General features: G+C 61.7%; 25 protein-coding genes. 11 read left to right on the plus strand and 14 right to left on the minus strand.

Going from position 1 to position 26,756, the window contains the following annotated elements:
* Positions 1-61: 61 nt before the first annotated feature.
* From AC59GX_RS08780 to AC59GX_RS08790, 3 genes are all read left to right on the plus strand, one after another.
* Positions 62-1,669 carry a sensor histidine kinase gene (locus AC59GX_RS08780; protein WP_426279932.1) on the plus strand — a complete coding sequence of 536 codons (1,608 nt, stop codon included), beginning with the start codon at positions 62-64 and terminating at the stop codon, positions 1,667-1,669.
* A complete protein-coding gene (locus tag AC59GX_RS08785; RefSeq protein WP_426279933.1) occupies positions 1,666-2,250 on the plus strand; it encodes a response regulator transcription factor in 585 nt (194 codons plus the stop codon). Before AC59GX_RS08780 ends, AC59GX_RS08785 begins: the two co-directional genes overlap by 4 nt.
* Before the next feature lie 245 nt (positions 2,251-2,495).
* Positions 2,496-2,978, plus strand: a complete 483-nt coding sequence (locus AC59GX_RS08790; RefSeq protein WP_497301721.1) for a PilZ domain-containing protein — start codon at positions 2,496-2,498, stop codon at positions 2,976-2,978.
* A gap of 87 nt (positions 2,979-3,065) precedes the next feature.
* On the opposite strand, the gene AC59GX_RS08795 is transcribed toward AC59GX_RS08790, so the two are convergent.
* Positions 3,066-3,659 (minus strand): DUF2846 domain-containing protein, encoded by a 594-nt coding sequence (locus tag AC59GX_RS08795; protein ID WP_426279934.1) that lies wholly within the window; start codon positions 3,657-3,659, stop codon positions 3,066-3,068.
* Between the two features lie 227 nt (positions 3,660-3,886).
* On the opposite strand from AC59GX_RS08795, the gene AC59GX_RS08800 reads away from it, so the two are divergent.
* The gene (locus AC59GX_RS08800) at positions 3,887-4,225 is read left to right on the plus strand and encodes a hypothetical protein (protein ID WP_426279935.1); all 339 of its coding nucleotides are present in this window, start codon (positions 3,887-3,889) and stop codon (positions 4,223-4,225) included.
* Positions 4,226-4,302: 77 nt separating this feature from the next.
* Positions 4,303-5,259 carry a bifunctional methionine sulfoxide reductase B/A protein gene (locus AC59GX_RS08805; protein ID WP_426279936.1) on the plus strand — a complete coding sequence of 319 codons (957 nt, stop codon included), beginning with the start codon at positions 4,303-4,305 and terminating at the stop codon, positions 5,257-5,259.
* Between the two features lie 18 nt (positions 5,260-5,277).
* Here AC59GX_RS08805 and AC59GX_RS08810 read toward each other — a convergent pair whose 3' ends face one another.
* On the minus strand, positions 5,278-5,652 hold the full coding sequence (locus AC59GX_RS08810; protein WP_497301475.1) for a winged helix-turn-helix transcriptional regulator: 375 nt from the start codon (positions 5,650-5,652) through the stop codon (positions 5,278-5,280).
* An 85-nt stretch (positions 5,653-5,737) separates the two neighbouring features.
* Here AC59GX_RS08810 and AC59GX_RS08815 point away from each other — a divergent pair, with 85 nt between their 5' ends.
* Both AC59GX_RS08815 and AC59GX_RS08820 read left to right on the plus strand, forming a co-directional pair.
* A complete protein-coding gene (locus tag AC59GX_RS08815) occupies positions 5,738-6,472 on the plus strand; it encodes an SDR family NAD(P)-dependent oxidoreductase (RefSeq protein WP_426279938.1) in 735 nt (244 codons plus the stop codon).
* A gap of 165 nt (positions 6,473-6,637) precedes the next feature.
* The gene (locus AC59GX_RS08820) at positions 6,638-8,464 is read left to right on the plus strand and encodes a DUF885 domain-containing protein (RefSeq protein WP_426279939.1); all 1,827 of its coding nucleotides are present in this window, start codon (positions 6,638-6,640) and stop codon (positions 8,462-8,464) included.
* Positions 8,465-8,592: 128 nt separating this feature from the next.
* On the opposite strand, the gene AC59GX_RS08825 is transcribed toward AC59GX_RS08820, so the two are convergent.
* Genes AC59GX_RS08825 through AC59GX_RS08865 form a run of 9 tightly spaced genes read right to left on the minus strand, consistent with a single transcriptional unit; the run spans position 8,593 to position 17,286 of the window.
* Entirely contained in the window at positions 8,593-10,269 is a 1,677-nt protein-coding gene (locus AC59GX_RS08825) for a GMC oxidoreductase (RefSeq protein ID WP_426279940.1), read from the minus strand.
* Between the two features lie 53 nt (positions 10,270-10,322).
* Positions 10,323-11,156, minus strand: a complete 834-nt coding sequence (locus AC59GX_RS08830) for a sugar phosphate isomerase/epimerase family protein (protein ID WP_426279941.1) — start codon at positions 11,154-11,156, stop codon at positions 10,323-10,325.
* The gene (locus AC59GX_RS08835; RefSeq protein ID WP_426279942.1) at positions 11,153-11,734 is read right to left on the minus strand and encodes a gluconate 2-dehydrogenase subunit 3 family protein; all 582 of its coding nucleotides are present in this window, start codon (positions 11,732-11,734) and stop codon (positions 11,153-11,155) included. The genes AC59GX_RS08830 and AC59GX_RS08835 overlap by 4 nt, the downstream gene beginning before the upstream one ends.
* Entirely contained in the window at positions 11,731-12,555 is an 825-nt protein-coding gene (locus AC59GX_RS08840) for a 3-keto-disaccharide hydrolase (protein WP_497301723.1), read from the minus strand. The genes AC59GX_RS08835 and AC59GX_RS08840 overlap by 4 nt, the downstream gene beginning before the upstream one ends.
* A 5-nt stretch (positions 12,556-12,560) precedes the next feature.
* Positions 12,561-13,496 (minus strand): hydroxypyruvate isomerase family protein, encoded by a 936-nt coding sequence (locus AC59GX_RS08845; protein ID WP_497301476.1) that lies wholly within the window; start codon positions 13,494-13,496, stop codon positions 12,561-12,563.
* Positions 13,486-13,872 carry a c-type cytochrome gene (locus tag AC59GX_RS08850; RefSeq protein WP_426279945.1) on the minus strand — a complete coding sequence of 129 codons (387 nt, stop codon included), beginning with the start codon at positions 13,870-13,872 and terminating at the stop codon, positions 13,486-13,488. Before AC59GX_RS08850 ends, AC59GX_RS08845 begins: the two co-directional genes overlap by 11 nt.
* Positions 13,869-15,014 (minus strand): Gfo/Idh/MocA family protein, encoded by a 1,146-nt coding sequence (locus AC59GX_RS08855; RefSeq protein ID WP_497301478.1) that lies wholly within the window; start codon positions 15,012-15,014, stop codon positions 13,869-13,871. Before AC59GX_RS08855 ends, AC59GX_RS08850 begins: the two co-directional genes overlap by 4 nt.
* The gene (locus tag AC59GX_RS08860) at positions 15,011-16,075 is read right to left on the minus strand and encodes a sugar phosphate isomerase/epimerase family protein (protein WP_426279947.1); all 1,065 of its coding nucleotides are present in this window, start codon (positions 16,073-16,075) and stop codon (positions 15,011-15,013) included. The genes AC59GX_RS08855 and AC59GX_RS08860 overlap by 4 nt, the downstream gene beginning before the upstream one ends.
* Positions 16,072-17,286, minus strand: coding sequence for an MFS transporter (locus AC59GX_RS08865; RefSeq protein ID WP_426279948.1), 1,215 nt, complete (start codon positions 17,284-17,286; stop codon positions 16,072-16,074). The genes AC59GX_RS08860 and AC59GX_RS08865 overlap by 4 nt, the downstream gene beginning before the upstream one ends.
* A 161-nt stretch (positions 17,287-17,447) precedes the next feature.
* On the opposite strand from AC59GX_RS08865, the gene AC59GX_RS08870 reads away from it, so the two are divergent.
* From AC59GX_RS08870 to AC59GX_RS08880, 3 genes are all read left to right on the plus strand, one after another.
* The gene (locus AC59GX_RS08870; RefSeq protein ID WP_426279949.1) at positions 17,448-18,455 is read left to right on the plus strand and encodes a LacI family DNA-binding transcriptional regulator; all 1,008 of its coding nucleotides are present in this window, start codon (positions 17,448-17,450) and stop codon (positions 18,453-18,455) included.
* A 931-nt stretch (positions 18,456-19,386) separates the two neighbouring features.
* Positions 19,387-20,262: a pentapeptide repeat-containing protein gene (locus AC59GX_RS08875; protein ID WP_497301480.1), complete on the plus strand. Its 876-nt coding sequence runs from the start codon at positions 19,387-19,389 to the stop codon at positions 20,260-20,262.
* Between the two features lie 77 nt (positions 20,263-20,339).
* On the plus strand, positions 20,340-21,203 hold the full coding sequence (locus AC59GX_RS08880) for a hypothetical protein (protein ID WP_497301481.1): 864 nt from the start codon (positions 20,340-20,342) through the stop codon (positions 21,201-21,203).
* A 30-nt stretch (positions 21,204-21,233) separates the two neighbouring features.
* Here the strand turns inward: AC59GX_RS08880 and AC59GX_RS08885 are convergent, their stop codons facing one another.
* Positions 21,234-21,827: a hypothetical protein gene (locus AC59GX_RS08885; protein ID WP_497301482.1), complete on the minus strand. Its 594-nt coding sequence runs from the start codon at positions 21,825-21,827 to the stop codon at positions 21,234-21,236.
* Positions 21,828-22,423: 596 nt separating this feature from the next.
* Between AC59GX_RS08885 and AC59GX_RS08890 the strand changes: the two genes are divergently transcribed.
* A complete protein-coding gene (locus AC59GX_RS08890) occupies positions 22,424-23,845 on the plus strand; it encodes a PIN-like domain-containing protein (protein ID WP_497301483.1) in 1,422 nt (473 codons plus the stop codon).
* A gap of 172 nt (positions 23,846-24,017) precedes the next feature.
* On the opposite strand, the gene AC59GX_RS08895 is transcribed toward AC59GX_RS08890, so the two are convergent.
* Together AC59GX_RS08895 and AC59GX_RS08900 are read right to left on the minus strand one after the other, a co-directional pair.
* Positions 24,018-24,950, minus strand: coding sequence for a hypothetical protein (locus AC59GX_RS08895; protein WP_497301484.1), 933 nt, complete (start codon positions 24,948-24,950; stop codon positions 24,018-24,020).
* Between the two features lie 387 nt (positions 24,951-25,337).
* Positions 25,338-26,150, minus strand: coding sequence for a hypothetical protein (locus AC59GX_RS08900; protein WP_497301486.1), 813 nt, complete (start codon positions 26,148-26,150; stop codon positions 25,338-25,340).
* Positions 26,151-26,756: the final 606 nt, after the last annotated feature.

Genomic DNA, 26,756 nt, shown 5'->3' on the forward strand with positions numbered 1-26,756 from the left:
GATCGCATTCCGGGATACGCCCGGATAGGCTGCGGCGTTTCGATCTGGCAGGGAGGCCGTGATGACGACGCTCGCCAAGCCCTTCGTAGAGCCCCGTACCCCCTCCCGCGCCACCGCCGTCCTGCCGACGGTCGCCGACCTGCCCTGGCTGGTCGGGTATGCGCTCGCGTTCCTGGCGGCGCATCATATCGCCGCCGAATGGGGCGGGCGCGGTTTCTATTCGCTGCTGTATCCCGCCGCCGGCTTCCGCATCGCGCTGCTGTGGCGGCGTGGACCGCGGTTGACCCTTGCGATCATCGTGGCCGAGATCCTCGTGCAGATTGGCACCGGCGTGATCGATCCGCGGTCGGCGGGATGGCTGACCGCGCTGATCGGCGTTATCCGTCCGCCGCTGGTCTATGGCCTGATCGTGCTGCTGGTCCGGACGATGGCGGATCGTGCGCAGACGAGCATGAGCGTCGCGCCCATGCCGCTCGGCCTCGCCTCGGTCGGCGCACCCGCCGCCGCTGCGTTGACCGCGCTGCCCTGGTCGTTGCTACGCCCCGATCTCACCGGCGTGTCCGGACTGCGCGAGACGGTGACGTCGCTGACCGGGTTCGTCGTCGGCGACCTGCTCGGCGTCCTGCTGCTGGCGCCGCCTCTGCTCTGGGTGGCGGACCTTGCGACGGGCAGCGCGTTGCGGCCCGGACGCCCGAGCATGGCGTCGCTCGCGGAGGCCGTGGTGATCCTGGTCGCGTCGTTCGCGATCGAGATCCTGCTCGCGCGGATCGGCCTGGGCACGCCGCATACCCCCGTCCTGCTCGCGGTCGCGTGGATCGGGTTGCGGTTCGGGCGACTGGCGAGCTGGCTGGCGATCGTCGTCGTCGCGGCGATGGTCCTGCCGCAAACCGCGATGCCGATGGACATGGGCGGGCGCCTTGCGCTGCACATGAGCCTCGCCTCGATCATGGTCGTCGGGTATCTCGCCGGCAGCTTCGCCGATGCGCAGACCAGGTTGCGGAACGACCTGGAACGCCGCGATCGCCTGTTGTTCCAGGCCGAGCGGCTGAAGACGCTGCGGGCGATGTCGGTGGCGGTCATCCACGAGATCAGCCAGCCGCTCTCGACGCTGGCGATCGAGGCCAAGCATCTGCACGAGCTGACCGTCTCGGCCGATGTCGAGATCGCGACCACGGCGGCGCTGATCGATCGCAAGGCCGCCGCATTGTCGACGCTGGTCCGCCGGCTCCGGCGGTTCGGCGGACGGACGGTCGACGTACCGACGCCCCTGCCGCTCGCGACGTTGATCGACACCGTCGCGGCGCTGGCCCGCCCCGAGGCGAAATCGCAGGGTGTCGCGCTGTCGATCGACGCCGTCGCGCCCGACCTCGTCATCCTCGCGCAGGAAGTCGAGCTGGCGCAGGCGATCGTCAACCTGATGCGCAACGCGGTCCAGGCCTGCGGCAATGGCACCGTGACGCTCGGCGTGACGCGCACGAACCGAGGCGTGGAGTTGGTGGTCGTGAACGGATCGCGCCCGACCCGCCCCGAGCAACCCGGCATGGGCGTCGGCATCCTCGTCGCCCGCGCGATCGTCGAGGCGCATGGCGGCACCCTGTCGCGCGTCACCGATACCGCCGGAAACACGCGCGCGACCATTGCCCTTCCGCTCGTTGGAGAGTCCGAATGACCGATACGGCGAGCGGCATGGTGTATGTCGTCGATGACGACCAGGACCTCGGCGCGGCGGTCGCACGGCTGCTTCGCCGCCACGGCCATGTCGCGGAACCGTTCCTGGATCCCGCCCCGTTGCTGGCGGTGTACGAGCGGGCCCCGGCGCACTGCATCGTCACCGACGTGATGATGGGCGAGATCGACGGGTTCGACTTTGCCGACCGCGTCCGACTGCTCGACCCCGCGGTCGCGATCATCTTCATGACCGCATGGCCGACGACCGCCAATGCTGTGGATTCGGTGCGTCGCTATGGCGGCCTCGACTATCTCGAAAAGCCGATCGACGAGGACCGGTTGCTCGCCGCCATCGCCGAGGGGGTCGCCTGGTCCAAAGCGCAACGCTCGGTACTCGCACGGACCTCGGGGCTGACGCCGCGGCAGCGCCAGGTGTTCGACCTGCTCGTGAAGGGGCACAACAACCAGGCGATCGCCGCCGCGCTCGACATCAGTCCGAAGACGGTGGAGGATCACCGCGCCGCGATCGTCGCGAAGACGGGGACCAACGGCATCGCCCAATTGATCGCGCTCGCACGGTAATCCGCAAGGTCGATCAGACCACCGGATGGTTAAGCTTGATGTGGATACGGGCGATGCGGTCCGCGGCTGCTGGAATGCTGGGACCGCTATTCGGTCGATGCGCGCCAACCGGTCTCGCTCGCTATCGTCGGCGTTGCCGGCAATGCATGATGCGTCTCGGTATATTTCCCGGATTGGGTGCACTTCGACACCGGGATACGCATTCTCGACGATGATCCAACCAGATCGGATGAGAATTGCGCGCTTTGAAGGAACTCTCTGTTCCCTGTCGCATGAATGTCGGCGGCGAATGGTCGAACGGATGCATTCATGACGTGTCCGACAAGGGCCTGCTCGTATCGAGCAGCGAACCGCCGATCCTCGGCACTTATGTCGATATCCGCCGCGGGACTCTCGTCATCATCGGTCGCGTGGTGTGGAACGGCGGCAGCCGCTTCGGGGTGAGGACACAGGACCCGATCAGCCTCGCCGCATTGTTGAGCGAACCCGTCCTGAAACAACGCCCCCCTGCCGCCGACGCCGACCGCCGCGCGATGAAGCGCGAACAGTCCGCCCGGCGGATCGTCGAGCAGACCGACCGTACCAAACGCCGCGCATCGGCATTCCAGTTCGTCTGCCTGGCGATCATCGGCGCGGGTATCGCCTGCTTCGCGGCCATGTCCTGTTACCAGGCGCTGGTTGCTCCCCTCGGCACGACCGTCGACGTGCTCGCCGGCGCGGTGAGCTGACGCGCCTGCGGGGAACGACGGTTTCCGGCGAGCCGTGCTGCCGAGCGGTGCAAGCCGGCAGATTCACGGGACGGCGCCTTCACGCGGCTATGCGACCGAAGTCGATCGATTGGTCCATTCGATCATCTTGGTCGTGGCGACGGCGGTTTGCGCTTCCGTGCCGACGATCCGCTCCTGCGTCGTCGTCGAGTGCAGCGACTGGACCTTCAGCATCGCCAGGATCACCACGACGTCGCCGCCTTGCACGGACAACGTGGTTTCGGAATTCGACGGCTTGATGCCGTTGCGCGCCATCGCGGTCTCGACGGTGTACGTGCCGGGCGGGACCTCGGCCATGACGAACTGGTTCATCCGGATCTGTCCCGACGCGACGCCGTGGATATCGATTTTCATACCGGCCATGCCACCCATGAAGCCGCGCCGCACGACATAGATTCGCGCGCTACCCACAGTCGGCCGAAGCGTCCGCGCGTCCGCAATAAGGGCAGGCGGCGCAGTCTTACCGACCCTGTTGCCGGACAGCGACCAGATCACGAACGCGATGGCGGCGACGAACAGACCCCCGAAAATCACGACCGCAGCGCCGCCGGACAAGGATTGCGCCCCCGTCATGCCGAAGATTACGCCGAAGAATGTCGCTATCCCGGTGAGAACAAACCATTTTGTATTTTTCGGCCTCATAACTACTCCTCGGATAGTCTATAGATTTGCGCCACTGTTGAGCGGTCTGCGCCGATTACTGTTCGCGTAATAGCTCGCTACATTGCCCGATCAAGGCCGCCGCGCTGAACGATCGAGCGCCGCGGGTCGCTTTGCCCTGCCGTGCGCGGCCGGCACCAGCCGGCTGTCGCAACGGCGCCCGTCCCGCTAAGGAAGGCACCGCAATCATCGGGACGTGAGACAGACGCATGGCGCGCAAACATTCGAAACACGGTCCCTATGAAGATCCGCAGGCCGAGGAGGACGCGCCCGTCGCGGTCGTCGCGTGCTGGCTTTGCGGTCGTCCCACGGGCAAGACGATCGTCTGGCACCATCCCGTCCCCAAGAGCCGGGGCGGCCGCGACGTCGTGCCGATGCATCCGATCTGCCAGCAGACGCTGACCGCGAACTTCACCAATTCCGAGCTGCAACGCCACGGCATGGATGTCGAGGGGCTGCTGGCCGACCCGGCGGTGCGCAAGTTCGTCGACTGGGTCGCGAACAAGGACCCCGATTTCACTGCGACGCTGACCAAGAAACAGCGCTGATCGCACGGCGGCGGCGCCTGCCCGCATCTCGACAGCGAGATGACGGCACACCACATTCCGGTCAACGGAGTGCCGCCATGACCAGTTACCGCAAGACCGAAGATGCCGTCGCCGCGCTGACGCCCGAACAATACCGGGTGACGCAGGAGAATGCGACCGAGCGTCCCGGTTCCGGCGCGTTGCTGCACACCAAGGACGCGGGGATCTACGTCGACATCGTCTCGGGCGAGCCGCTGTTCGCCAGCACCGACAAATACGAGTCCGGTTGCGGTTGGCCGAGCTTCACGCGGCCGATCGAACCGGCGAACGTCAAGGCCAGGCGCGACTGGTCGATGCTGATCCCGCGTACCGAAGTCCGCTCGGCGCATGGCGACAGTCACCTGGGTCACGTCTTCAAGGACGGTCCGCGAAGCCGCGGGGGCCTGCGCTACTGCATCAACTCAGCGGCGCTGCGCTTCGTCCCGCGCGGGGAGATTGTGGCGCAAGGCTATGCCGCGTATCTCGATCAGGTCGAGGAAGTTCCGGCCAGGACCGAACGCGCGGTACTCGCCGGCGGATGCTTCTGGGGCATACAGGACCTGATCCGCGCGCTGCCCGGCGTGGTCTCGACCCGCGTCGGCTATTCGGGCGGGGACATCGCCAATGCGACGTATCGCCGCCACGGCAACCATGCCGAAGCGATCGAGATCGTCTTCGATCCGGCGCGCACCGACTTTCGCACGCTGCTCGAATTCTTCTTCCAGATACACGATCCGACGACGGTCAACCGGCAGGGCAACGATCGCGGCGTGAGCTACCGCTCGGCGATATTCTACACCGACGTCGATCAGAAGAGGGTGGCACAGGACACGATCGCCGACGTCGAGGCATCGGGCCTATGGCCGGGCAAGGTCGTGACCGAACTCTCCCCGGTCGGCGATTTCTGGGAGGCCGAGCCCGAGCACCAGGATTACCTCGAGCGCAAGCCGAACGGCTATACCTGCCATTTCGTCCGCCCGAACTGGAAACTGCCGCGCCGCGCCGAAGCGGCCTGAGCGCGGCGCGCATATTGATCAGCCTGCCTCGCGCTGCCAGTTGTCGCGCTCGGCAAACACGCGCGTGACCTCCGCCATGTTTTCGGTCCCCCAGGTGCACAGCGGCGCCAGCGCCTCGGCGAGGCTGCGGCCCATCGGCGTCAGCGTATAATCGACCCGGGGCGGAACCTCATGGTAATCCGTCCGCGTCAGCACGGCGTCCGCCTCCAGTTCCTTCAGTTGCTGGATCAGCATCTTGTCGCTGACGCCGCGCACCGCACGCTTAAGCTCCCCGTAGCGGTTGGGCCGCTGCAACAGGAAATACAGGATCAGCGGCTTCCATTTTCCCGCGATGATGCGGAGCGTGACGTCGAGACCGCAGGTGAAGCCGTCAGTCGGGGGCGCAATTGTCATAACTTGGTACTTACCAAAAGGTGCATACTTGTCGATAGGTATGCGGTCCGCCAGCTAAGGATCTTCGCAAACACGGAGACGACAGATGGACAGACTGAACGGCAAGACGGCGATCGTGACCGGTGGCGGCAGCGGGATCGGCCTCGCATCGGCCAAGCGCTTCATCGACGAGGGCGCGTTCGTCTACATCTTCGGGCGGCGGCAGGACGCGCTCGACGCGGCACTGGTCGAGCTCGGCGAGAATGCCCGCGCGATCAGCGGCTCGGTCTCCGACATGGCCGACCTCGATCGCCTGTTCGAGACGGTCCGGACGGAACGCGGTTCGCTCGACATCCTGTTCGCCAATGCCGGTACCGGCGAGTTAGTACCGCTCGGTGACATCACGCCGGAGCATTACGACCGGACGTTCGACGTCAACGTGAAAGGATTGCTGTTCACGGTGCAGAAGGCATTGCCGCTGATGCGGTCGGGCGGCTCGATCATCCTCACCGGGTCCAGCACAAGCGTCACGGGAACGCCGCGGTTCAGCGTCTACAGCGCGACCAAGGCGGCGATCCGCAATTTCGCGCGCAGTTGGGCGCTCGATCTGCGCGGCACCGGCATTCGCGTCAACGTGCTGTCGCCGGGACCGACCAGGACCGAACTCGCGCTCGAGGTCGTCGGCGAGAATGCGATGGTGGAAATGGGCGCCGGCACCCCGATCGGCCGGATCGGCGACCCCGCCGAGATCGCCGCTGCCGCCGCCTTCCTGGCGTCCGCGGACAGCAGTTTCATGACCGGCAGCGAGATGTTCGTCGACGGCGGTGTCGCACAGATCTGAATGACGCGAGGTTGCGCCGCGAGCGGTGCAGCCTCGCCTAGTTTCGAGGGAGCTTCGAAAGGGCCGAGCGCGACCGCTCGTTGCAGTTCGAGCGGACACGGGCGGCGCTTGCGGGAAATCCTGCCGCATCCTACCCCCGTGTCATCGCATCCAAAGGAACACGCGTTGTCCGTCAAATTGCTGCTTGCCGCTTTCCTGTCCACGACCGTCTGCAGCGCCGCGGCGAGTGCGCAGGCGTTGCCGTCTCCCGTCGCGCAACCGGGCGAGAGTGCGGACGATGCGCGGCTCAAGCGGGTGTTCTACGACAGCGACGAGGCGAGCCTGAAACGCAATCCGATCGAGGGGATCTTCCGCGGCGATTTGCGCTATGCGAACCGGCTGGGCGATTATCTGACCGATGCGTATCTGGCCGCCGAACGCGCGGCGATCGAGCATGATCTGGCCGCGCTCAAGACGATCGACCGGACGAAGCTGACCGCGACCGACCAGATCGCGTACGACGTGTTCAAGACGCGCAACGAGACCGACCTGGCCGGCTATGCCCCCGCAATCGTCAGGGTCGAGCGCGACTTGCCGATCGACCATTTCAACGGGTTCCAGACCTTCTATCCCGACCTCGCATCGAGCAAGGGCGCAGCGCCGTTCAAGACGCTCGTCGACTATGAGAACAACCTGAAGCGCAACGCGCAATATGCCACGGTGCTGGACCGCGCGATCGGGCTGTTCCGCCAGGGCATGAAGGACAGGATCGTCCAGCCGAAGCTGGTCGTGACCAACATGATCCAGGAGTTCGACAACCTCATCGCGGAGGGTGTCGAGGGATCGACCTTCTACGGCCCGGTGAAGACCTTCCCCGCGTCGATCTCGACCGCCGACCAGACGCGGCTGAAGGCGGCCTATGCGGCGCAGATCCGCGATGTCATCACGCCTGCGCACCAGCGGATGCGGGACTTTCTCGCCAAGACGTACCTGCCGATTGCGCGCGACACGGTAGGCTTGTCCGCGCTCCCCGGGGGCGATGCCTATTATGCGTATCTGATCCGCAAGAACACCACGCTGCCGATGACCGCCGAGCAGGTCCACCAGCTAGGCCTGTCCGAGGTCGCGCGGATTTTGAAGGGGATGGAGGCGCAGAAGCAGGCGGTCGGGTTCAAGGGCGATTTACCGGCTTTCTTCACCTTCCTGCGGACCGACAAGCAGTTCCAGCCGAGTTCGGTCGACCAGTTGCGCGACGGCTATCGTGCGATCGAGAAGCGCATCGACCAGCGCATTCCCGAGCAATTCTCCCTGACGCCGAAGACCGCGCTCGAGATCCGCCCGGTCCCAGCCTTCAAGGAAAAGACCGAGGCCGGTGGCTCGTATCAGGGCGGAACGCCTGACGGCCTGCGGCCTGGGGTATTCTATTACAATACCTACGACCTGCCCTCGCGCTACATGTGGGAGATGGAGACGCTGTTCCTGCACGAGGGCGTGCCGGGGCATCATTTCCAGATCAGTCTCGCGCAGGAGAACACCGCGCTCCCAGCCTTCATGCGGTTCGGTGGCAACACCGCGTATGTCGAGGGCTGGGCGCTGTATGCCGAGAGCCTTTGGAAGGAGTTGGGCATGGAGACCGATCCGTATCAGCGGATGGGCGGCTTGAACGACGAGATGCTGCGCGCGATGCGGCTGGTGGTCGACAGCGGCATCCATGCCAAGGGTTGGACGCGTGATCAGGCGATCGACTACATGCTGGCCAACTCGCCGATGGCGCGGACCGATGCGACTGCCGAGGTGGAGCGCTACATCGCCATTCCGGGCCAGGCGCTGGCGTACAAGATCGGCCAGCTGACGATCGCGCGGACCAAGGCGAAAGCGCAGGCCGCACTCTGCGCGAAGTTCGATCCGCGCGATTTCCATGCGCAGGTGCTCGATACCGGATCGCTGCCGATGCCGGTGCTCGAACGCAAGATCGACGCCTGGATCGCTGCCGGCGGCGGGGCAGCGAAATAATCGTACGGGCGCTACCCTGCTAGAATGGTTCGGTTGGCGCTTGGTGGACAGGGTTTATCCCTGCCTCGCCAAGCGCCAGTCATGAACCGCGGTGGGGACGACGCGTGAGCAGCTTGACCGCCTCGCGCCTAAGCCTTTCTCAGCGATTTGACCGCATGATCGGCGGCGCGCGCGGTCAGGGCCATGAAGGTCAGCGACGGGTTCACGCACGAGATCGATGCCATCTGCGCGCCGTCGGTGACGTAGAGGTTCGACGCAGCGTGCGCCTGACTCCATTCGTTGAGCACCGAGGTGCGCGGGTCGCGGCCCATGCGAGCACCGCCCATTTCGTGGATCGCGTCGCCGGGGACGTGCTCGCTCTCCGAACTCTTGACGTTGGTCAGCCCCGCTCCTTTCAGCATCGCCTCGCCCTGCGCCCGTGCGTCGGTCATCATCTTCAGTTCGTTGTCGCGGAAGCGGACGTCGAAGCGGACGAGCGGGACACCGAACCGGTCGACCTTGCTGGCGTGTAGCGAAACCTTGTTGTCGGCATAGGGCAGGCATTCGCCGAACGCGCCCATGCTGAAGCGCCAAGGCGCGTATTTGCGCATGCCCTGCTTCATCGATGCACCGAACCCGACCGGCGCGGCGGGATTGCGATACGCGCTGCCCTGATAGCCATAGCCACGCTTGAAGCCGACGCCCTCGTCGCCGCCGATATTGCGGAAACGCGGCACGTAGACGCCGCCCGGACGACGACCGAATTCGATGAACTCCTCCATGCCCGGGATATCGCCTTCGATCCCGACGCGGAAGATGTGGTCCATCACGTAGCGGCCGAGCGTGCCGCTCTCGTCGAAATAGCTGCGGTCGCTGCCCGGTGCTCGCGAGTTCAGCAGGATCTGCGTCGACGCGATCGCCGAGGCGCAGAGGAAGACGAGATCGGCGTTGACCGTTTCCGCTTTGCCTGTCTTGGCGTCGATGCAGCGGACGCCGGTGACTTTTTTGCGCGTCGCGTCGTACACCAGGTTGGTGACGACCGAGTCCGACTTGAGCGTCAGGCGGCCGGTTGCGCGCGCGGCTGGCAAGGTGACGGCCTGGGTCGAGAAATACGCGCCGAACGAACAGCCATTGCCGCACTGGTTGCGGAACTGGCACTTGGTGCGGTTCTGGTCGGGCTTGTCCTCGGTCATGTTCGACAGCCGCGTGTTGATGAGCTTCCGGCCCGGGAACTTGGTTTCGAGCCCCTGCTTGAGCCACTTCTCGGCGACGTTCATCGGCATCGGCGGCTGGAATTCGCTGTCTGGCAAATAGGCGAGGTTCTCGCGCGAGCCGGACACGCCGATGTATTTCTCGACATAGCTGTACCACGGCGCGACGTCGTCGTAGCGGATCGGCCAGTCGCCATCGAGGCCGTCGCGTTTGTTCGCCTCGAAATCCTCCGGGCTCCAGCGGAAACACCAGCGGCCCCAGATCAGCGACTTGCCACCGACCGCGCCGGGCCGGATCCAGTAGAATTTGCTGCCCTCGTCATAAGCGTACGGATTCAGCCGGTCGTCATTGTGGAACTCGCGGTTGCTAGGCTGGACATAGCCGTGCTTGGCGATGAAATAGTCGCTGTCCACCAATGGCTTAGGCATGATGTTGCGCGCGGGCACCTCGTATGCGGGCTTGCCATCATAGGTGTAGCCTTCGCCGTGCTCGACCATCTTGCCGCGGTCGAGCATCAGGACGCGGAGGCCCTTTTCGGTCAATTCCTTCGCAGCGAAACCGCCGCTGACGCCCGAACCGATTACGATCGCGTCGAACCTGTTGGTCTCGGCCATGATCTTCCTCTCCTAATATCCTGTGAGAAACGCGCCCGTTCAGAAGCAGCCAATCAGAACCGCAGCGCGCGCAACGTCCGGAAACTCGTGGTGATGTCGGGCAGGTACGGCGCGGGGGCCTGGTCGTTCTCGACGTAGAAATGCCGAACGCCAGCGCTGCCCTTCAGCTTGAACAGCGCAGCGAAATCGACCGTGCCTGCGCCGACCGCCGCCATGCTGCGATCGGGGCGCATGTCCTTGACATGGTAGGCGTAGATCCGCTGCGACAGGCGCTCGATCAGCGTCGTCAGGTTCTCGCCGGCATGCAGCGCCCAGTATAGATCGAGCTCGAGCTTCACGAGCGCGGGGTCAGTCTCCTTCAGCAGCCGCTCGTACAGGCTGACGCCGCCCGGCTTGGTGGTGAACTCGAAGTCGTGGTTGTGATATGCGAAGCCGAGCCCGGCCTTTTTCAGGTCGGTCGCGAACCGGTTGAAGTTCGGCAGCGCCGCGGTCCAGCCCGCTTCGTTGCGATGCTCGTCTGTCATGTACGGCAGCACCACCGTGGTGGCGCCGAGCGTCTTGGCCATCGTCACCGACTGGTCGAACCGCTGGAGCAGCGCGTCGTACCCGATATGCACCGAAGGCGCGGTCAGGCCGAGCTTGTCCATGGTCTTGCGCAGCTGCGCGTGGTCCATGCCTTCATAGCCACCACCGCCGAACTCGACCTCGCGGTAGCCGATCTTCGCGACCTGGCCGAGCGTGCCGAACGGGTCCTTCGAGAAGATGTCGCGGATCGTGTAGAGTTGCAGGCCGATCGCCTTCAACTGCGCCGCGGAGGCGGTCGGCACGAACGCGAGCGCTGCGACCGCGCCGGAGCCGGCGAGCAGGTTTCTACGGCTGAGGATCATGCGGAATACACCTTGTTGACCTGAGAATAGGGGAATGCGCCGTTATACTCGCCCGGCACCGGCAGATATTCGCGCTCCTGCGTCATGCCGATTTCCGACGTGTAGTAACCGGTGACGACGAGCTGTCGGAACGCCTCGAAGAAGACTCCGCCGGACGGGATCTGGTCGTTCATCGCCAGCGTCAGCAGCGCGTCGTGCTGCGCCGCCGTCGCCTTTGCGCCGGGGACCTTGTAGTCCGCCAAGCTTCGCGCCTCGATCGCGTCGAGGCCGGCGAGGATCGGCACGCGGTCGGCCGGCGCGGCCCAGTCGGCGAGCAGCTTCTCGATATAGGCGGGCACGCCCGCGGCTATCGCGCCTGGCGTATCGGTGGTCGGCAGCACGCGTTCGCTAAGCGCGGTCATTAGGGCGCGCTGGGGGGCCGTGAAGACCGCGACGCTGGGCGGCCCTTCGCTGATGACAGGGATCCCCGCCGCCGCGCCGGGGGCCTGGCCGACCCCTGCGGCGCGCGCGATGGGCGCATACAAAGCCGTGCCGAACATGGCGACGACACCGGCGAGTGCTGTTCTGCGGTCGATCATTTACCGTCCTTCTTCAGGTCCTGCGCGATCGCCGCTCCGGTCAGCGGACGGACCCAGATGTTGCGGAACGACACCGGTGAGTCGTGATCCTGCAACTGGATCGGCGCGGCATCGGCGTGCGCGGTATACGTAGCAACCTTGCGCCAGATGGTGGTGCCGAGCATCGCTTGGTGATTCTGGACCAGCACGCCGTTGAGCAGCGCGGTGACATAGGCCGGACGGAGCAGGCTGCCGTCAGCGGCAAAGCGCGGCCGCTCGAACACGATGTCGTAGGTCTGCCATTCGCCTGGTCGGCGCGCGGCGTTCACCAGTGGCGGCTTCCAGCCATAGACCGCGCCGACCGTGCCATCGGCGTAGGTCGGGTTCTGCGAGCCATCGAGGATCTGCAGTTCATAGCGTTGCATGAACCAGATGCCGCTGTTGCCGCGATCCTGCGACGTCTTGGTCGGTGGGTTGGGCGAGCGGAATTCGAGATGCATCTGCACGTCGCCGAAGCTCTGTTTCGAGACGAGGTTGTTCTCGCCGCCGCTCTTCGCGCGTGACGGGATCGTCAGCGCACCGTTGGCGATCGGCCAAGCGATGCGATCGGGCTTCCAGGCGTCGAGCGAACGCCCGTCGAACAGCACCACGGCGTCGGCGGGCGCACCGCCGGGGGTAGCGGCCGGCGCGACTATGGCCGGCGCGGGGCGGTCGGCATCATGGACGTGCCACTGGCCGCCGGGCAACATCGGCGTATCCTTGAAGCCGGGCTTGTCCTGCGCCGCAACTGGTCCCGCCAGCGCTACGATGACGCTCGCCATCACCACCGTCTTCATCCCCATCCCCTTCATGCTGCGTCGATCTCGCGATAGGCGGCGATCAGGCGATCCTCGCCTGCGCGGCCCGCGATCGAATTGCCGTGTTCCATGCCGATCACGCCGGTGTAGCGTTGCGCCTTCAGCCACTTCACGATCGAGGCGAAGTTGATCTCGCCGGTCGACGGCTCGTTGCGACCCGGATTGTCGCCGAACTGGATGTAGCCGATCTCGCTCCAGCAGGTGGCTAGCGTCGGGATCAGGTTCCCCGACTGGATCTGCTCGTGATACAGGTCGGCGAGGATCTTCACCGCCGGGCTGTTCGCACCGCGCGCGACCGCATAGCCTTGCGAAATCGTTTGCATATAGACGCCAGGATGGTTGGTCCGCGTGTTGAGCGGCTCCATGACCATCGCCGTGCCCGACGGCGCGACGATATCGCCCGCGCGGCGCATCACGTCGATCACGCGGGCGGTCTGGATATCGACCGGCACCTTCGGATCCATGAAGCCGGTGACGACGGTCATCCGCTTTGCGTTCAGCCGCTTGGCGACGTCGAGCGAGGCGCGGATATCGGCGAGGAACGCCTCGCGCTCGGCGCCGTCGTTAGCGCCGAGGAGCGGCCGCGACTTCGCCCATTTGGGCATGCTGGCGACGAACACGCCCATCGTCATGCCGCGCTGCGCGAGCGCCTTGGCCATCTGCTCCTGCTCGGCCACCGTTCGCGTTGCCGCCTCGTTGTCCTCCCAGGCGGTGAAGCCCTGATCGGCGGCGTAGGCGATCTGCTCGATCCGTCCGCCGCGACTGGCGAAGCTGCCTTCGTGCGGCGCGTAACCGAGCGAGAACCGTGCGGCGTTGCTGCCGCGACGCTGGGCGGCGATCCCGGCGGGGACCAGCGATGCCGCTGCACCGGCGGCGAGCAGGGTACGGCGCGAGAGCGTCATGCGCGCGGCGCGATCACTTCGCACCCTCCGCCTTGAGGTACGCGATGATCGCGGCACGTTTGGCGGCATCGGGCGTCGCGATCGGCATCCGCGTGCCCGGCACCTTCTTCTGGGGGGCGGCGAGATATTCGTTGAGCGTCTGCTCGTCCCAGCGCAGCTTCGACGCCTTCATCGCAGCCGAATAATTGAAGCCGGGCGTCGCCGCGGCGGCACGGCCGACCACGCCGTACAGGTTCGGGCCGATGCCGTTGCGGCCACCCTTCACGACGGTATGACACGCGCGGCAGGCGGCGAACGCCGGGGGCGAGGCTGCAGTCGATTGCGCGGTGGTCGGCACGGATATCGTGACCGCCGCAACCGCCGCGATGCTTCCCGCGACCAAGGCCATGAGCAACTTCATTCATTCTCTCCCGGATTTACTGAAGTCCATTTCTGGTCCGATGCGGCGTTGGCGATCACCGCTTCGATGAAGCGCATCGTGCGCAGGCCATCGGTCACGCCTGGAAACCAACGGTCGTTGCCATCACCGCGGATCGCTGAGGCGAATGCGCGGTAGAGGTTGGCGAACGCCTCGATGTACCCCTCGGGATGCCCCGCCGGAGTCCGCACCAGCGTGGCGGTCGCGTCGAGCATGCCGGGGCCGCCGGTCCGCACGATCTCGGTCGGGCGATCGAGCCAGTGGAGCGTCAGCGTGTTCGGCTCCATCTGTGACCAGTCGAGCCCGCCGCGTTCGCCGTGGATACGTAACCGCAGCCCGTTCTCCTCGCCCGCCGCGACCTGGCTCGCCTTGAGCACGCCGCGCGCGCCGCCCTCGAACCGGAGCAGCGCGCTGACGTCGTCGTCGAGCCGGCGGCCCTCGACATGCGTGGTGAGGTCCGCCGAGACCGACTGCACCGACAGACCGGAGACATGCTCGGCAAGCTGGAACGCGTGCGTGCCGATATCGCCGAGACACCCGCCGAGCCCGGCGCGCGCGGGATCGGTCCGCCATTCCGCTTGCTTGTTACCGTCGGTGTCGATTGGTTGGCTGAGCCAGCCTTGTAGATACTCGACCTGGACTAGGCGGATCGCGCCGAGATCGCCGCGTTTGATCCGAGCGCGTGCCTCTTCGATCATTGGGTAGCCGCTATAGGTGAACGCCAGCGCAAAGTGGCGGCCGCTGGCCTTGGCGGCGGCGGCGATCGCTTCGGCCTCGACGACGCTCATCGCCATCGGCTTTTCGCAGAAGACGTGGAAGCCGGCGTTCAGCGCCGCGATCGCCATCGGCGCGTGGAGATGGTTCGGCGTGACGACCGCGAGCGCTTCGATGCGCTGGTCCGCGGGCAGCGTCATTTCGTGCGCGATCAACGCGTCGATCGATGGATAGACCCGCTGCGGATCCAGACCGAGCAGCGCGCCGGTGCGCGTGTTGCGCCCACCATCGGTGCTGAACGCCCCCGCGACGAGGTCCCAATCGCCGTCGAGCCCGGCTGCCATCCGGTGGACGGCGCCGATAAAGGCCCCTTCCCCGCCGCCGACCATGCCGAGACGAAGCCGGCTCATGCCTGCCCCTCGGACAGTCCGAGCAGCTTGCGGATCGCAGAGCGATCGATCCCGCTGGCGGCGAAGTCGTCGAACGAGCGCTCGGTCTTGCGAATGATGTGATCGCGGATGAACGGTGCGCCTTCGCGGGCGCCGTCATCGGAGCGTTTCAGCGCGCACTCCCATTCGAGCACGGCCCAACCGTCATAGCCATACTGCGCCATCTTGCTGAAGATGGACGAGAAATCGACCTGCCCGTCGCCGAGCGAACGGAACCGGCCGGCGCGGTCTACCCAGTTCTCGTAGCCGCCATAGACGCCGGTGCGCCCGTTCGGATTGAACTCGGCATCCTTGACGTGGAAGCACGAAATCCGGTCGTGGTACCGATCGATGAAGTCGAGATAGTCGAGCTGCTGCAACACGAAGTGCGACGGATCGAACAGCAGGCGCGCACGGGGGTGGTTGTCGACGGCCGCTAGGAACCGCTCCCAGGTCGCGCCGTCATGGACGTCCTCGCCGGGATGCACCTCAATTGCGCAGTCGACGCCTGCTTCCTCGAACACGTCGAGGATCGGGGTCCAGCGGCGGGCGAGTTCTGTGAAGGCTTCCTCGATCAGCCCGGCGGGGCGTTGCGGCCAGGGGTAGACGTACGGCCATGCCAGCGCGCCGGAGAAGGTGGCATGCGCGGACAGGCCTAGGTTGGCACTCGCCCGCGCCGCCATTTTCACCTGTTCGACCGCCCAAATCTGGCGCTCGGCAGGCTTGCCATGGACTTCGGGGGGCGCGAAGCCGTCGAACAGCGTGTCGTACGCCGGATGCACCGCGACCAGTTGTCCCTGCAGATGCGTCGACAATTCGGTGACTTCGACGCCGTGTTTCGCCAATCTCCCACGAAGATCGTCGCAATAGGTCTTGCTTTCCGCCGCTAGCTTCAGGTCGATCAACTGCGCGTTGCAGGGGATCTGGACGCCGACATAGCCTAGCCCGGCCGCCCATTCCGCCAGACCGTCGAGTGTATCGAACGGCGCCTTATCTCCGAGAAACTGCGCGAGGAATATCCCTGGGCCCTTCATGCCGGTCATGCTGCGATCTTCCTCGTGTCGTCACGGAACGTGAACTGGAACAGCAACGCGATCACCGCCGCGGCGATCGCGGGATACCACCACATATGCTGCCAGTCGGCGATGGTCGGCGATGCGGGCAGCTGCGCGTACAGCAGCGCGCCGATCTGCGATCCGAGCAGCATTCCGACGCCGTAGGTGAACAGCGTCAGCATGCCCTGTGCCTGCGCGTTCACACCCTTCGGCGTGGCTATCGTGCCGGTGTAGATCGCGCCCGCTACGAAGAAGAAATCATAGCACACGCCGTGCAGCGCGACGCCGAGATACACCGCCCACAACGACGATCCGCCATCGCCGATCGCGAACAAAGCATAGCGCAGGGCCCATGCGGCCATGCCGACCAGCAGCAACGGCTTCACGCCGAACCGACGATACAGCCACGGCATCGAGAACATGAACACGAGTTCGGACATCTGCCCGATCGCGAGCGTGCCGCCGACGTTGCTGATGCCGGTCGCGCCGACATAGGGCGACGCATAGGCGTAATACATCGCCAGCGGGACGGAGATCAGCGTCGCGCAGGTCATGAAGATTAGGAACGAGCGCTGTTTCAGCAACCCGAACGCCTCGACGCAGAACACTTGGCGGAGCACGCTCTCGTCGCGGGGCGCATCCGCCGTCACGTTCGGCAGCGTGAAGCTGTAGAGCCCCAGCGCGATGGAGACGACCGCCGCAACGCGGAATATCTCGGGGCTCGCCGATAGCCCTGCCCAGCCGATGATCAGTCCCGCGGTGATCCAGCCGAGCGTGCCGAACGCGCGGACGAACGGGAACTTGTCGGTCCGCTCGCCAAAGCTCTTCAACGCGATCGTGTTCGCGAGGCCCACCGTCGGCATGTAGAGGATCATGTAGCAAAGCAGCAGCCAGACGAAGGTCTGTCCGTTCTCGGGTGTGACCAGCGCCGGGAGCAGGAACAGCAGCACGCCACCGACCAGGTGCAGGATGACCATCAGCATCCGCGGGCTGACATACCGCGCCGCCGCCATGCCGAGCAGGAAAGACCCGACGATCGACGCGATCGGTCCGACCGAGAAGGCGTTGCCGATGAGGTTGCCGATGCCGACGGTCTGCATGACGAGGCCGAGCGTGACGGTCCAGGCGCCCCAGACGAAGAACTGCATGAACATCATCGCGCTCAGGCGGCCGGTCAGCAGACCACCCGATTGGGCCATGCCTGTTGAATATTGTGCAGTGTCCGCAACGGCCATTCGCCACCTCTCCGATCGCAGTTTTACTGCTTGTCGGACATGAAGCTACGGAGCCTCCAATCGAATGTAAAGGATTACATCGGATATATATCGACAGTGCCGACGACCGGATACATGACGGCCTTATGCCGACGATCATCGAAGTGGCCGCTCTCGCAGGCGTCTCGACCGCCACGGTTTCGCGCGTTCTCAGCCGCCCCGAACAGGTGGCCGAGGAAACGCGGCGACGCGTCCTGGAGGTGGTTCGCGAGTCCGGCTACACGCCCAACGTCGCCGCACGCAGCTTGCGGACGTTGCGCGCCGCCAAGATCCTGCTGACCGTCCCCGACATCTCCAACGCGTTCTTCGCGAGCGTCATCCGTGGCGCCGAAGAAGCTGCACGTGACGCCGGCTATTCGGTCGTAGTCGGCGACACGCGGCACGACCCGGAGGTCGAGGATCAATATGCCGACATGCTCTCGCGCCGCGAGGTCGACGGGTTGATCTTTCTCGGCCACCGCCTGCCCGCCAGCCTCGCGCCGCTGCTGGCGCGCAAAGGCACCGCCGCACCGATCGTCAACGGTTGCGAATACAGCTCCGACCTCGGCGTCCCTAGCGTCCACATCGACAACGCCGCGGCGAGCGCCGACGCGATCGAGCATTTGATCGGCCTCGGCCACCGTAGGATCGGCGTGATCACCGGCCCGGAGATCAGCCCGATCAGCCGCGACCGCCTCGCCGGCGCGATCGACGCCGCGACCCGCGCCGGCCTGCGCGATGGCCTCCACATCCGGGTCGGCGATTATTCCGCCGGCTCGGCTGTCGACCAGACCCGCGACCTGCTCGCGCACGACGTCACCGCGATCTTCTGCTTTAGCGACGAGATGGCAATGGGCGCGCTCAGCACGATCGGCGACGCGGGGCTCAAATGCCCGAAGGACGTCTCGGTCATCGGCTTCGACGATCTCCCCCTCGCGCGCTATTTTCAGCCCCCGCTGACGACGATCGCCCAGCCCAAAGGCATGATCGGCCGCCGCACGGTCGAATTGCTCGTAGACATCCTCCGCGGCGGCGCAAGCCCGTCACAGCAGGTTACACTCCAACACGAACTCGTGATACGCAGCAGCACCGCGCCCCCTGCTTTGGGTCTTTGACCAGCATCGAACTCAGCGATTGTCGGTTTCAGCAGGAAGGCGTGGCCCGACATTTGTCTCTTGTGGAGAATCGAGTTGGCGCAGAACATCGTGCGCAATCAGCGACGAGATTGTCCACCACCGTGAGGGAAGTGATCAGTTGACCAATAGAATCCTATATTCGGACCGATAATAGGCGGGATGACTCGATACCGCGAGGTTGAACCTCGCCGCTACCGTCCGGCTGCCATTGTTCGATATCGGCAAACACCAGTTCGAACCAGTTTCAATGATATCGACGATTCTCGAAATGGTGCCGCTTACAGGACTCGAACCTGTGACCCCCGCATTACGAAGGCCAGTGACGCACCTGGAATAGTCGAACGTTTACATAGGCTTAGGTGGCAACAACCTCTACCCCGGCGGCGGCACCCAGCCGCTTCCCAGTTTGGGGTGAGATCACCGATCGGCCGCTTCCTAGTGAAAGCGCTTTGGATTGGGAAAAGCCGGAAAGCCGACCTACGCTATACCTGCGAGAGAGTGACTGACAGGTCGCTTCGATCGGATCGTTTTCGCCTTTGGAATGTTGGAAATGGGCAGGAAAGCGGGCTGGCGGCTTTGCCGCACGGCAACGCGTTCTTGGCCATTCGTTACGGTTCGACTCGTTGGCAACTTTACGCACCGAGGCGGCCATCTAAACGTCTGTCACTGGCCCCGTGAATAAATCGTAACGGGGCTTTTGCCCCTCAAGCGTCGGCCAAATTTCGGTTCACAGTCAGTCTCAGCAGAACTGTCCGATTTGGCTCTCAGATAGGTTACCATCCAACATGTTCAGGATGACAAATCAGAGAGCGTTCGTCTTATGCGTACGAGTTGCCTGCACGTCGCTTTGCGTTGTAGTGCAAATTAAGCCACCCGGTCCGCGACCGGCGGAGAGGGAAGGCGTTGCAGCGTGCTCAATAATTTATTCAGGCTGGACGGCACGCCGCAAATTCTCCCAATTGGGACGATGCCCTCGATGTCGCCCGGCGACGAAGTCAAAAATACGGTGTTTGTCCAAGGGGAATGGATTGGGTCTAAGAGAAAGATAAAAGATGTGACGTTTAAGAACGTTGCATTTTCCAAGGTATTAATCTCGCAGGTTACCTTTACGGATTGCGATTTCGAAGACTGCCTGTTCTCTGGCGCTCATCTCAGCGACGTAGAGTTTCATGGATGCAATATATTAAACTGTACCCTTTGGAAAATTCGACTGACTCGGGTGTATTTGCATCCGGATAGAGTGAGATTTGGTCGCAAATATCGAGTTGAAGCGGCAAACGTAGGAATCTCGATCTACCAAGCAATGCTATCCAATTTCACCGAAGAGCGTCAGGATATGTTTTTCATGCTCGCGGACATAAAATTCAGGAGGTGGAAAAGGTATCAGATTTGGCATGATCTTCGAGCGGAGAAAAAGACAAGACGTGAAGCCTGGTGGGAGTGGCTCTGCAGCATCACCCACGAGGGAATCGCCGGCTTTGGGTATCGACCACTGCGCTTCTTCATGCTCACAGTGGTTCTATTCCTCATTATCTCATGTATAAATTACATATTGATTGGTGATGCAATTCACGTTGCTGACGCAATGATACCTAAGGCGGGTCAGGTTCATGCCTCGTTTGTTGACACGATTTTCTACTCTTTTTCAGTTCTAACGGTTCTGGGGTTCTCTTCCGTCACCCCATCGTCCGACGGCGCCAAAATTCTGACGGTACTCGAAGCATTGGCATCGATAGGTTGGCTTGGTATTTTCACAGCCGTTTTGGTAAAAAGGTTCTTGCGTTGACGTTCTCGGACACATCTATGCGATTCGCATCTGCAGAGGCTCTCTTTGGTTCGGCAGCGCGAGGCGTTACAGACGCATTGAGCGACCGAGACGTGCTAATTGTCGACGACGATGTCGAAATACTTAACGTGCGATCGGCGGAACTAACAGCCCAAGGCGCATCAGTAGCCTCTTACACCTTCGCCAAAATCGCGGCGCTAGCAACTCGTGGCGCGCTCTTCATTCAACATCTCAAGCTTGAGGCACAGATCACCAGAGACGTGGATGATCGCCTCAATCAAATCCTGAGGAACTTCTCCCCACGCGCTAATTATTCGGTTGAGATAACGGCCAATGCGGAGCTTTCCGCCCTCGCGGGAACCGTGCCGACCGGTGCTAGAGGGGCGCTCTTTGCAGCCGACATTCTCTATGTCAGCGTGCGCAATTACGGGGTGCTCAGTCTCGCTGAGCGCGGTATCCATGCCTACGCATTCGACGCAGTCACATCCGGCCTTGAAGCACAGGGTATTATTGCACCTGGCAGCGCACGTGCTCTGGGCTCGCTCAGATTCCTAAAGTGCCTTTACCGAAGCGGCGAAGTAGGCCGTGGCGACGCCGCACGCGCAGCGGTTGAGACTGCCCTCGCGGTACTTCCGCCCGTGCTCTTCCCAACGCGGATCACGACTGCTGCCCCCCGCGATCTCATTGCCGCGCCTAATACGCTCAGCATCAGCCCCTACCTCATCTTACGAGATATCGAGCGCCGACTTATTGCTCTCCAAGAATTGGGATACGATCCAACAGTGGATGCTGACCTTGCGGAGGTTGCGCGTTGGATTACCAATCCGAGGGCCTATGCCTCACTCTCGCATCAGCTTGCTCCTCGCATCCAGATGGCGATTAAAAAGCTCGCGAATAGTGAGATCATAATCCGATCAGCTATGGCTGGAAAGCGCGGATAACTGCCGTTATCTCCCGTCCATGACTGGCGCTCAATCGAATGTTATCTCCCGGCGATATTTCTCGGCGGTACGCTTCGAAAGCTCTTCTACCAGGACGGTGGTTTCGGGGCTCCAGTCATCCGCTTCGGTATCAAATTTAAGGATGAAATCATCGAAGAAAACAACATGATGTAAGGCGTCCTTCGTTTTGGCGTTGGCGACATGAAGCAACGAAAGCGCTTCGATTGCGTCGGGGTAACGGGGCAGCATCGAGTTAAGCAGAGGCTGGATGAGATCGACTACGGCTTGGCCGTAACCGATTGCCTCATCGACAGTCGGAAAATAGCCCTCATGGATCACGCGATTGCGAAATGAAACGTGGTTCGCCGACAGCATTGGCGGCACCACCTTATTCTCTAGCTGATAGAGGGCAAGGTACATCCCGATTTGACGTTCCGACTGTTTGGCTACGAGCTTCCACGTCTGGTCGTAAACTATTCCGTTTAGCCCCGCCGCAAGACTGACGACCTTCACATAATACTCGAACACGCGCTCTAGCGAAGCAGCAAACGAGCTTACGGCGTCCCGATAATAGCCATCTAGGAGCGCTTGCATCGCGGTCTCCGCAAGTATTTCGAAGCGCATCTGTGATAGTACTATCTCATGAACATGCCCTTCTCCGCATTCAAACGTGTAGGATCCGCGCTCGTTAAAGGGCTGAGTTACGCGGCGTCCGAACGTACCTATTGGGCATCTCCAACACTGAAACTCTAACCTCATGACTCGACGTTTATGCGCTCGTACAAAAATGCCAAGGCACTTTCGCCTTTCAGCGGAATGGCAAGGATAGAGAAACGGGAAAAAGTGCGTTGCACCAATGGCCCCCTTTCGGGAGCGCCGATATCGGATCGAGCGTCAGGATGTGGGCGATTGCGTTGAAAAGTTGGCACGTTAAATTTTCGTGCTCTGGGATGAAGGCATAATACGTCCGCGCGGCAGTGTCTAAATCAATGGTCTTCAACCAAAGTATTCAATCCAGGGAATTTTGCGGCTTTCAAGGCCACCGACTTTTTCAACACAATCGTGCGCGAGCGGAGGTAGGATCATGCAGGTAAATCGATCTTTTAGGCCGGTTGGGACCTGCTTTGGGGGTGAGCATGAATACCGCTGCGCTTACCAAGCCGCTGACGCCCGAGACATACTTTTTCCTGCGGGGCTGATCGCTTCCTTAGCTGATTCAAGTGCTCCAGGTCAGAAAGCCTTCGGGCTTACCGTCATCTGGTTGCCGGTTTTTTGCCGGTGGGCTGTCCGGCCTCGATGCCGGCGGACCAACACTAGGCGCCTCGAAGGTTGATACTCTGACCAAGGACCGCGTAGATGGTCTTGGTGTCCTAGAGCTTGCGGAGTGGGTTGATGGGTGGTTCAATCACTCCATGACAAACAAACCTGAACGTCGCGAAGAGGAGGGTAGCGGTCCCGCCAGCCCTTCCGTCGGCGCCAAAGCGAGCCCTTTGTTCCTTAAGAGCTTGTATCCGGATGCCCAAGGTCTGCTAGATATCAAGTATGCCTCCCTGGAGGAGATAAAAGAGACGTGCTTAGTCGTGCTCGACGCGACCGCCATGCTGCTCCCTTACGTTATGGGACAAGTCACGCTCGGAAAGGTAATTGAGGTCTATCGCCCATTAGCACAGCAACGCCGGTTAATCGTTCCTGCGCAGGCTGCGCGCGAGTTTGCGAAGAACAGATCGACAAAGATTGGCGACATCATCCAACATCTTCAAAACTGGTCTAGCGCTGTTGTTGCACCAAAGCACCAGCACATAGGTATTTTAGCCGGAGACGCCGATTACGCGGAATTGCAGAGGTTATGCGACGAAGTCGGAAAGCTCGCAAAATCGATCCAGAGCAAGGTAAAGGTAATCGCCGAGCGAATTAGCAGCGAGATTGGGCGGGACCCGGTTTCGGAGGCTTATCGCGACGTTTTAAAAGGCTGTGTGCGTGACGAAAATGAACCCGAAGACGAGGCAACTTTTCGACGCGACATGGAAGAACGATATAAATCCCGGCGCCCTCCCGGTTACAAGGACATGAATAAATCGGACGGCGGCGCAGGGGACCTGATTATTTGGCAGACCGTGCTCCGTGCCGGTAATTCTACGGGCCGTGGATGCATTTTTGTGACTGGCGACACCAAGACAGATTGGTACACACAATCTAATGGCGCCTTCCAGCCGCGGCTTGAACTGATCGAGGAATACCGCCTTCATTCGAACGGTGGCTCGATCCAAATAATTCCACTCTCGCGCTTGATGGAGCTATACGGGGCCGGAACTGAGGCGGTTGCCGACACGAAGCAGGCCGAGTTAGACATTAGAAGCCCTACTGTTGATATCCCACCCACACGGCTTGCGCTCGTAGAATCGGAGTGGTTCTCGCTAAGCTCGGAATTGGTAGATATCGAGAAACGAATTGACGGTACTAATCAGCAGATGGCCTCGTTTGAACCAGAAGATTTTAACACGAGCTTATCTCTCCCGTGGAACCGGGCTGCCCACACCTTAAGAGTATCGATGCACAACTTGCTCACTAGGCAAGCCGATATAAAGAGACGCTTGCAGGAATTGGAAAGCTTCTCGGGCTCTGTCAATGTGACACCATTTTGATTATCCATTGGACGGGGTAGCCACCCCCTCTCGACGACAAACAACTGCTAGAGCGCATTGTAGACGTGCCATTCTTCTTCTTTAGACACCTGCATCAGCAAGCGCTTGATATCGCCTTCCCGGCAGTGAAATTAGATCACTGATCTCAGAATATTCACCGATGATACACATATCATTTCGCGAAAAATGCCTTCTGAACTTCGATATTTTCTTGCAAGCCCGTAAGTATATGTGGCAACGATATGCACTTAAATCTCACCGATAGGATTCCGAGAGCAAAAGTGTATGCTAGAAGCATAATGAAATAATAACTTTCATATCGCCCCAAAGTTGATTTGCTCGTCCTAAAAGGACTGATTACAGAACCGTGTGCACGTTCATTTCGTATAGTGAACAGAAGCAGCGACGCTAATACTTCAGAACGACGAGCGTAGTTCGGCACGTTTGATTGCTTTGTTAAGTCTAGAGCCGGATCAGATGCCGTCTTATGTCGTGTTCCTGGCTTACCTGACATATAAAGCTTGAGCAGCTTGGCTGCATTTGCGCGATTTTCATCCGCCGCACTGGCAATAAAGTTTCCGTCGGCGTCTAAGGCATACTTGGCCGAAAACGCATTATAGAATTTACTACCTAACGTATGTACAGATCGTTTGGATAAACGCTTATGCTCTTCCGAACCTGTATCACTTGAATTTATCAGACGTTTTGCCAGGAACTCGTATGTACGCAACGGCATATGAGCGCAGAGAGCATCTATAACCTGCTCCCAAGCCTCCTTGTTTTCTAAAAGGAGAGCGGACGAGGCCCCTTGGACGACACCTCTGATACCGTTGGTAGGAATTAGAGAAGATCCGGCCACATCAATGATACGGAAAAAATGATCAAAGGCGTAATCTGGGCGATTTGGAATTTGGTCCAGGGCGTCCAATAGGTGTCCGACGCAACGCTGATACTCCGCGTCATCATTATGCCCGATCGAGATGGCCCTGAATGGCGCAACCCCACCTTTCTCAGACAACCGAGCAGCGAACATCTGCTCACCCTTGAAGTTACCTCTCTTTGGCCAGAAATTATGTGCATCCACCCGCTCGTTCGAAAAGTTCAAGACCAGTTCTCCGTGGCAATAACTTCATCGCGTACGTCAACCGATGACAGACGATGGGTAGCCCGGTTTAGACCGCTTCGTCGAGCCAACTTTCGACGACAGCGCTGAACAATCAACGATATCGGTCCGACCGCAACAGCTAGGCTTCGTAAGGCATGCAAAGTATCTACCGGTGCCGAAAGTTGGCCCCCGGCATGTTGTACTAAGCCATTGATCCTGCGTCTCGCTTGTCAGGCTCGGGGTTTCCAATCGGCGTCCCTCGGAACTCCATCATTCTCCGATCTTTCCAGGATATCGCACGTGGTTGGGCCGGTCAGTGGGGGCCTGCCTTCGAAATCCGTTTGGCAGGACCGAAGCATTGCATCGCCGGACCGGACTGACTGCGCGTTAGCCCTCCAAACGACGCCGGGTTTCCTCTTGTGCTTGTTTGATCGTTTCGCAAGCGCCGGAAAGAAGTAGATCGAGGGCGCAGTAAACACGGTTGGCGTATGTCATCCCCGACCTCAAAGGAACGGCCGGTCTCATCGGTGGACCTAGCCGATAGAGCATGTGATCATTCCAATCTGCCCAGCGGTCGTTTCTGTCCCCGAGCGCGGCAACGATTTCGGCTTCTTCTACATGCCGGACGCTTTGAAGATGCCCGTGATAACGAAACCCCAGATAGTTCGGCGGCGTCGTGGGCCAGCCACCCTTATCAATCGGATGGAAGTAGGCGTTGTCTTTTTCCACAACGTCGATCCACGTATATCCGGGATGTATCTCGGCGGACGAAATCGCGACGACGTAAACAAGATTACTGCTCACAACCTGCGTTGCCACATATCCCTCCAAATGAAAATCCAAGTCCCGAAGCCACCGCCGTTCAGTCGACCCGTTGGCTATCGCCACCGTCTCAGCGATAAGCTGCCGGACGTCATTCCAGGACAGGTGTAAGACCGGAACGCCGCTTACCATGGAGGGCAAAACCCTTGATGCCATATGGGCGGTAGCGGCGGACACTGACGCAATGAGATTATTTCCTACAGCTGCGAACCGAGGGCGATACCGCTCCAACTGAGCCATACCGGCAACCGCTCCGCCGACCTTTGCTTCGATGATTACATGGCACTCACCTGGCGCAATGATTTCAATATCGGTGTAGCCACCATCGGTGCCGTGACGCTGCACCTCGATCCGGACATTGCCGATGGGCAACTGCATGCCGAGCCTAACTAGCAAGGCACCGAGCAAAGCATCACTCCTACTCAACGTCCATCCGAGTGCGAAGGTGGCCGCGTTCTCGTCAGCGCCGAGCAACGAAAAGACGGTAGTTGCCTCTGCGCCGCGGATTACAAGGGACGTCGTCATGAACTAAACGGGCCCCGTCAGGCAGCGAAGGTCCGTTGTCCGCATAGGGCGCACCTCACTTCTTTAGATGACAATAAGCCCAACCACTGGCTCCAGCGACTGCAACCGTGGCCGCTCCGGCGATCACAACGGGTGCGCTGACAAAACCAAGAGCCGTCGCTCCAGCGCCGCCAAGTGTACCTGCTAAATATCCGGTCCCGCCAGCCCCCACCGATGTAAGGATCGCTGCTCCGCTGCTATGCGCCACTGCGGCGACGCCAACGGTACTCGCAAGCGCACTTGCCCCCGCGACTGTGGTCCCGACCGTCGCAGCGCCGGCGGAAACCTTCTCACAGAGCGCCGTACCCATCGACGTGGATTGACGGACCTTGGACGGTTGCCCGAACGCAGGTGTGGTAAGCAAGCAAGACGTTAGAAGAACGCTAATTCCGATGCACTTACCGGTCATGACTCGATCTC

This window comes from Sphingomonas sp. 320_CC, from assembly GCF_059691795.1.

Coding starts and splice junctions, on each gene's coding strand:
- AC59GX_RS08780 (WP_426279932.1), top strand. CDS start 62: ATGACGACGCTCGCCAAGCCCTTCGTAGAGCCCCGTACCCCCTCCCGC.
- AC59GX_RS08785 (WP_426279933.1), top strand. CDS start 1,666: ATGACCGATACGGCGAGCGGCATGGTGTATGTCGTCGATGACGACCAG.
- AC59GX_RS08795 (WP_426279934.1), bottom strand. CDS start 3,659: ATGAGGCCGAAAAATACAAAATGGTTTGTTCTCACCGGGATAGCGACA.
- AC59GX_RS08800 (WP_426279935.1), top strand. CDS start 3,887: ATGGCGCGCAAACATTCGAAACACGGTCCCTATGAAGATCCGCAGGCC.
- AC59GX_RS08805 (WP_426279936.1), top strand. CDS start 4,303: ATGACCAGTTACCGCAAGACCGAAGATGCCGTCGCCGCGCTGACGCCC.
- AC59GX_RS08810 (WP_497301475.1), bottom strand. CDS start 5,652: ATGACAATTGCGCCCCCGACTGACGGCTTCACCTGCGGTCTCGACGTC.
- AC59GX_RS08815 (WP_426279938.1), top strand. CDS start 5,738: ATGGACAGACTGAACGGCAAGACGGCGATCGTGACCGGTGGCGGCAGC.
- AC59GX_RS08825 (WP_426279940.1), bottom strand. CDS start 10,269: ATGGCCGAGACCAACAGGTTCGACGCGATCGTAATCGGTTCGGGCGTC.
- AC59GX_RS08830 (WP_426279941.1), bottom strand. CDS start 11,156: ATGATCCTCAGCCGTAGAAACCTGCTCGCCGGCTCCGGCGCGGTCGCA.
- AC59GX_RS08835 (WP_426279942.1), bottom strand. CDS start 11,734: ATGATCGACCGCAGAACAGCACTCGCCGGTGTCGTCGCCATGTTCGGC.
- AC59GX_RS08840 (WP_497301723.1), bottom strand. CDS start 12,555: ATGGGGATGAAGACGGTGGTGATGGCGAGCGTCATCGTAGCGCTGGCG.
- AC59GX_RS08850 (WP_426279945.1), bottom strand. CDS start 13,872: ATGAAGTTGCTCATGGCCTTGGTCGCGGGAAGCATCGCGGCGGTTGCG.
- AC59GX_RS08855 (WP_497301478.1), bottom strand. CDS start 15,014: ATGAGCCGGCTTCGTCTCGGCATGGTCGGCGGCGGGGAAGGGGCCTTT.
- AC59GX_RS08860 (WP_426279947.1), bottom strand. CDS start 16,075: ATGACCGGCATGAAGGGCCCAGGGATATTCCTCGCGCAGTTTCTCGGA.
- AC59GX_RS08865 (WP_426279948.1), bottom strand. CDS start 17,286: ATGGCCCAATCGGGTGGTCTGCTGACCGGCCGCCTGAGCGCGATGATG.
- AC59GX_RS08870 (WP_426279949.1), top strand. CDS start 17,448: ATGCCGACGATCATCGAAGTGGCCGCTCTCGCAGGCGTCTCGACCGCC.
- AC59GX_RS08885 (WP_497301482.1), bottom strand. CDS start 21,827: ATGCGCTTCGAAATACTTGCGGAGACCGCGATGCAAGCGCTCCTAGAT.
- AC59GX_RS08900 (WP_497301486.1), bottom strand. CDS start 26,150: ATGCAGTTGCCCATCGGCAATGTCCGGATCGAGGTGCAGCGTCACGGC.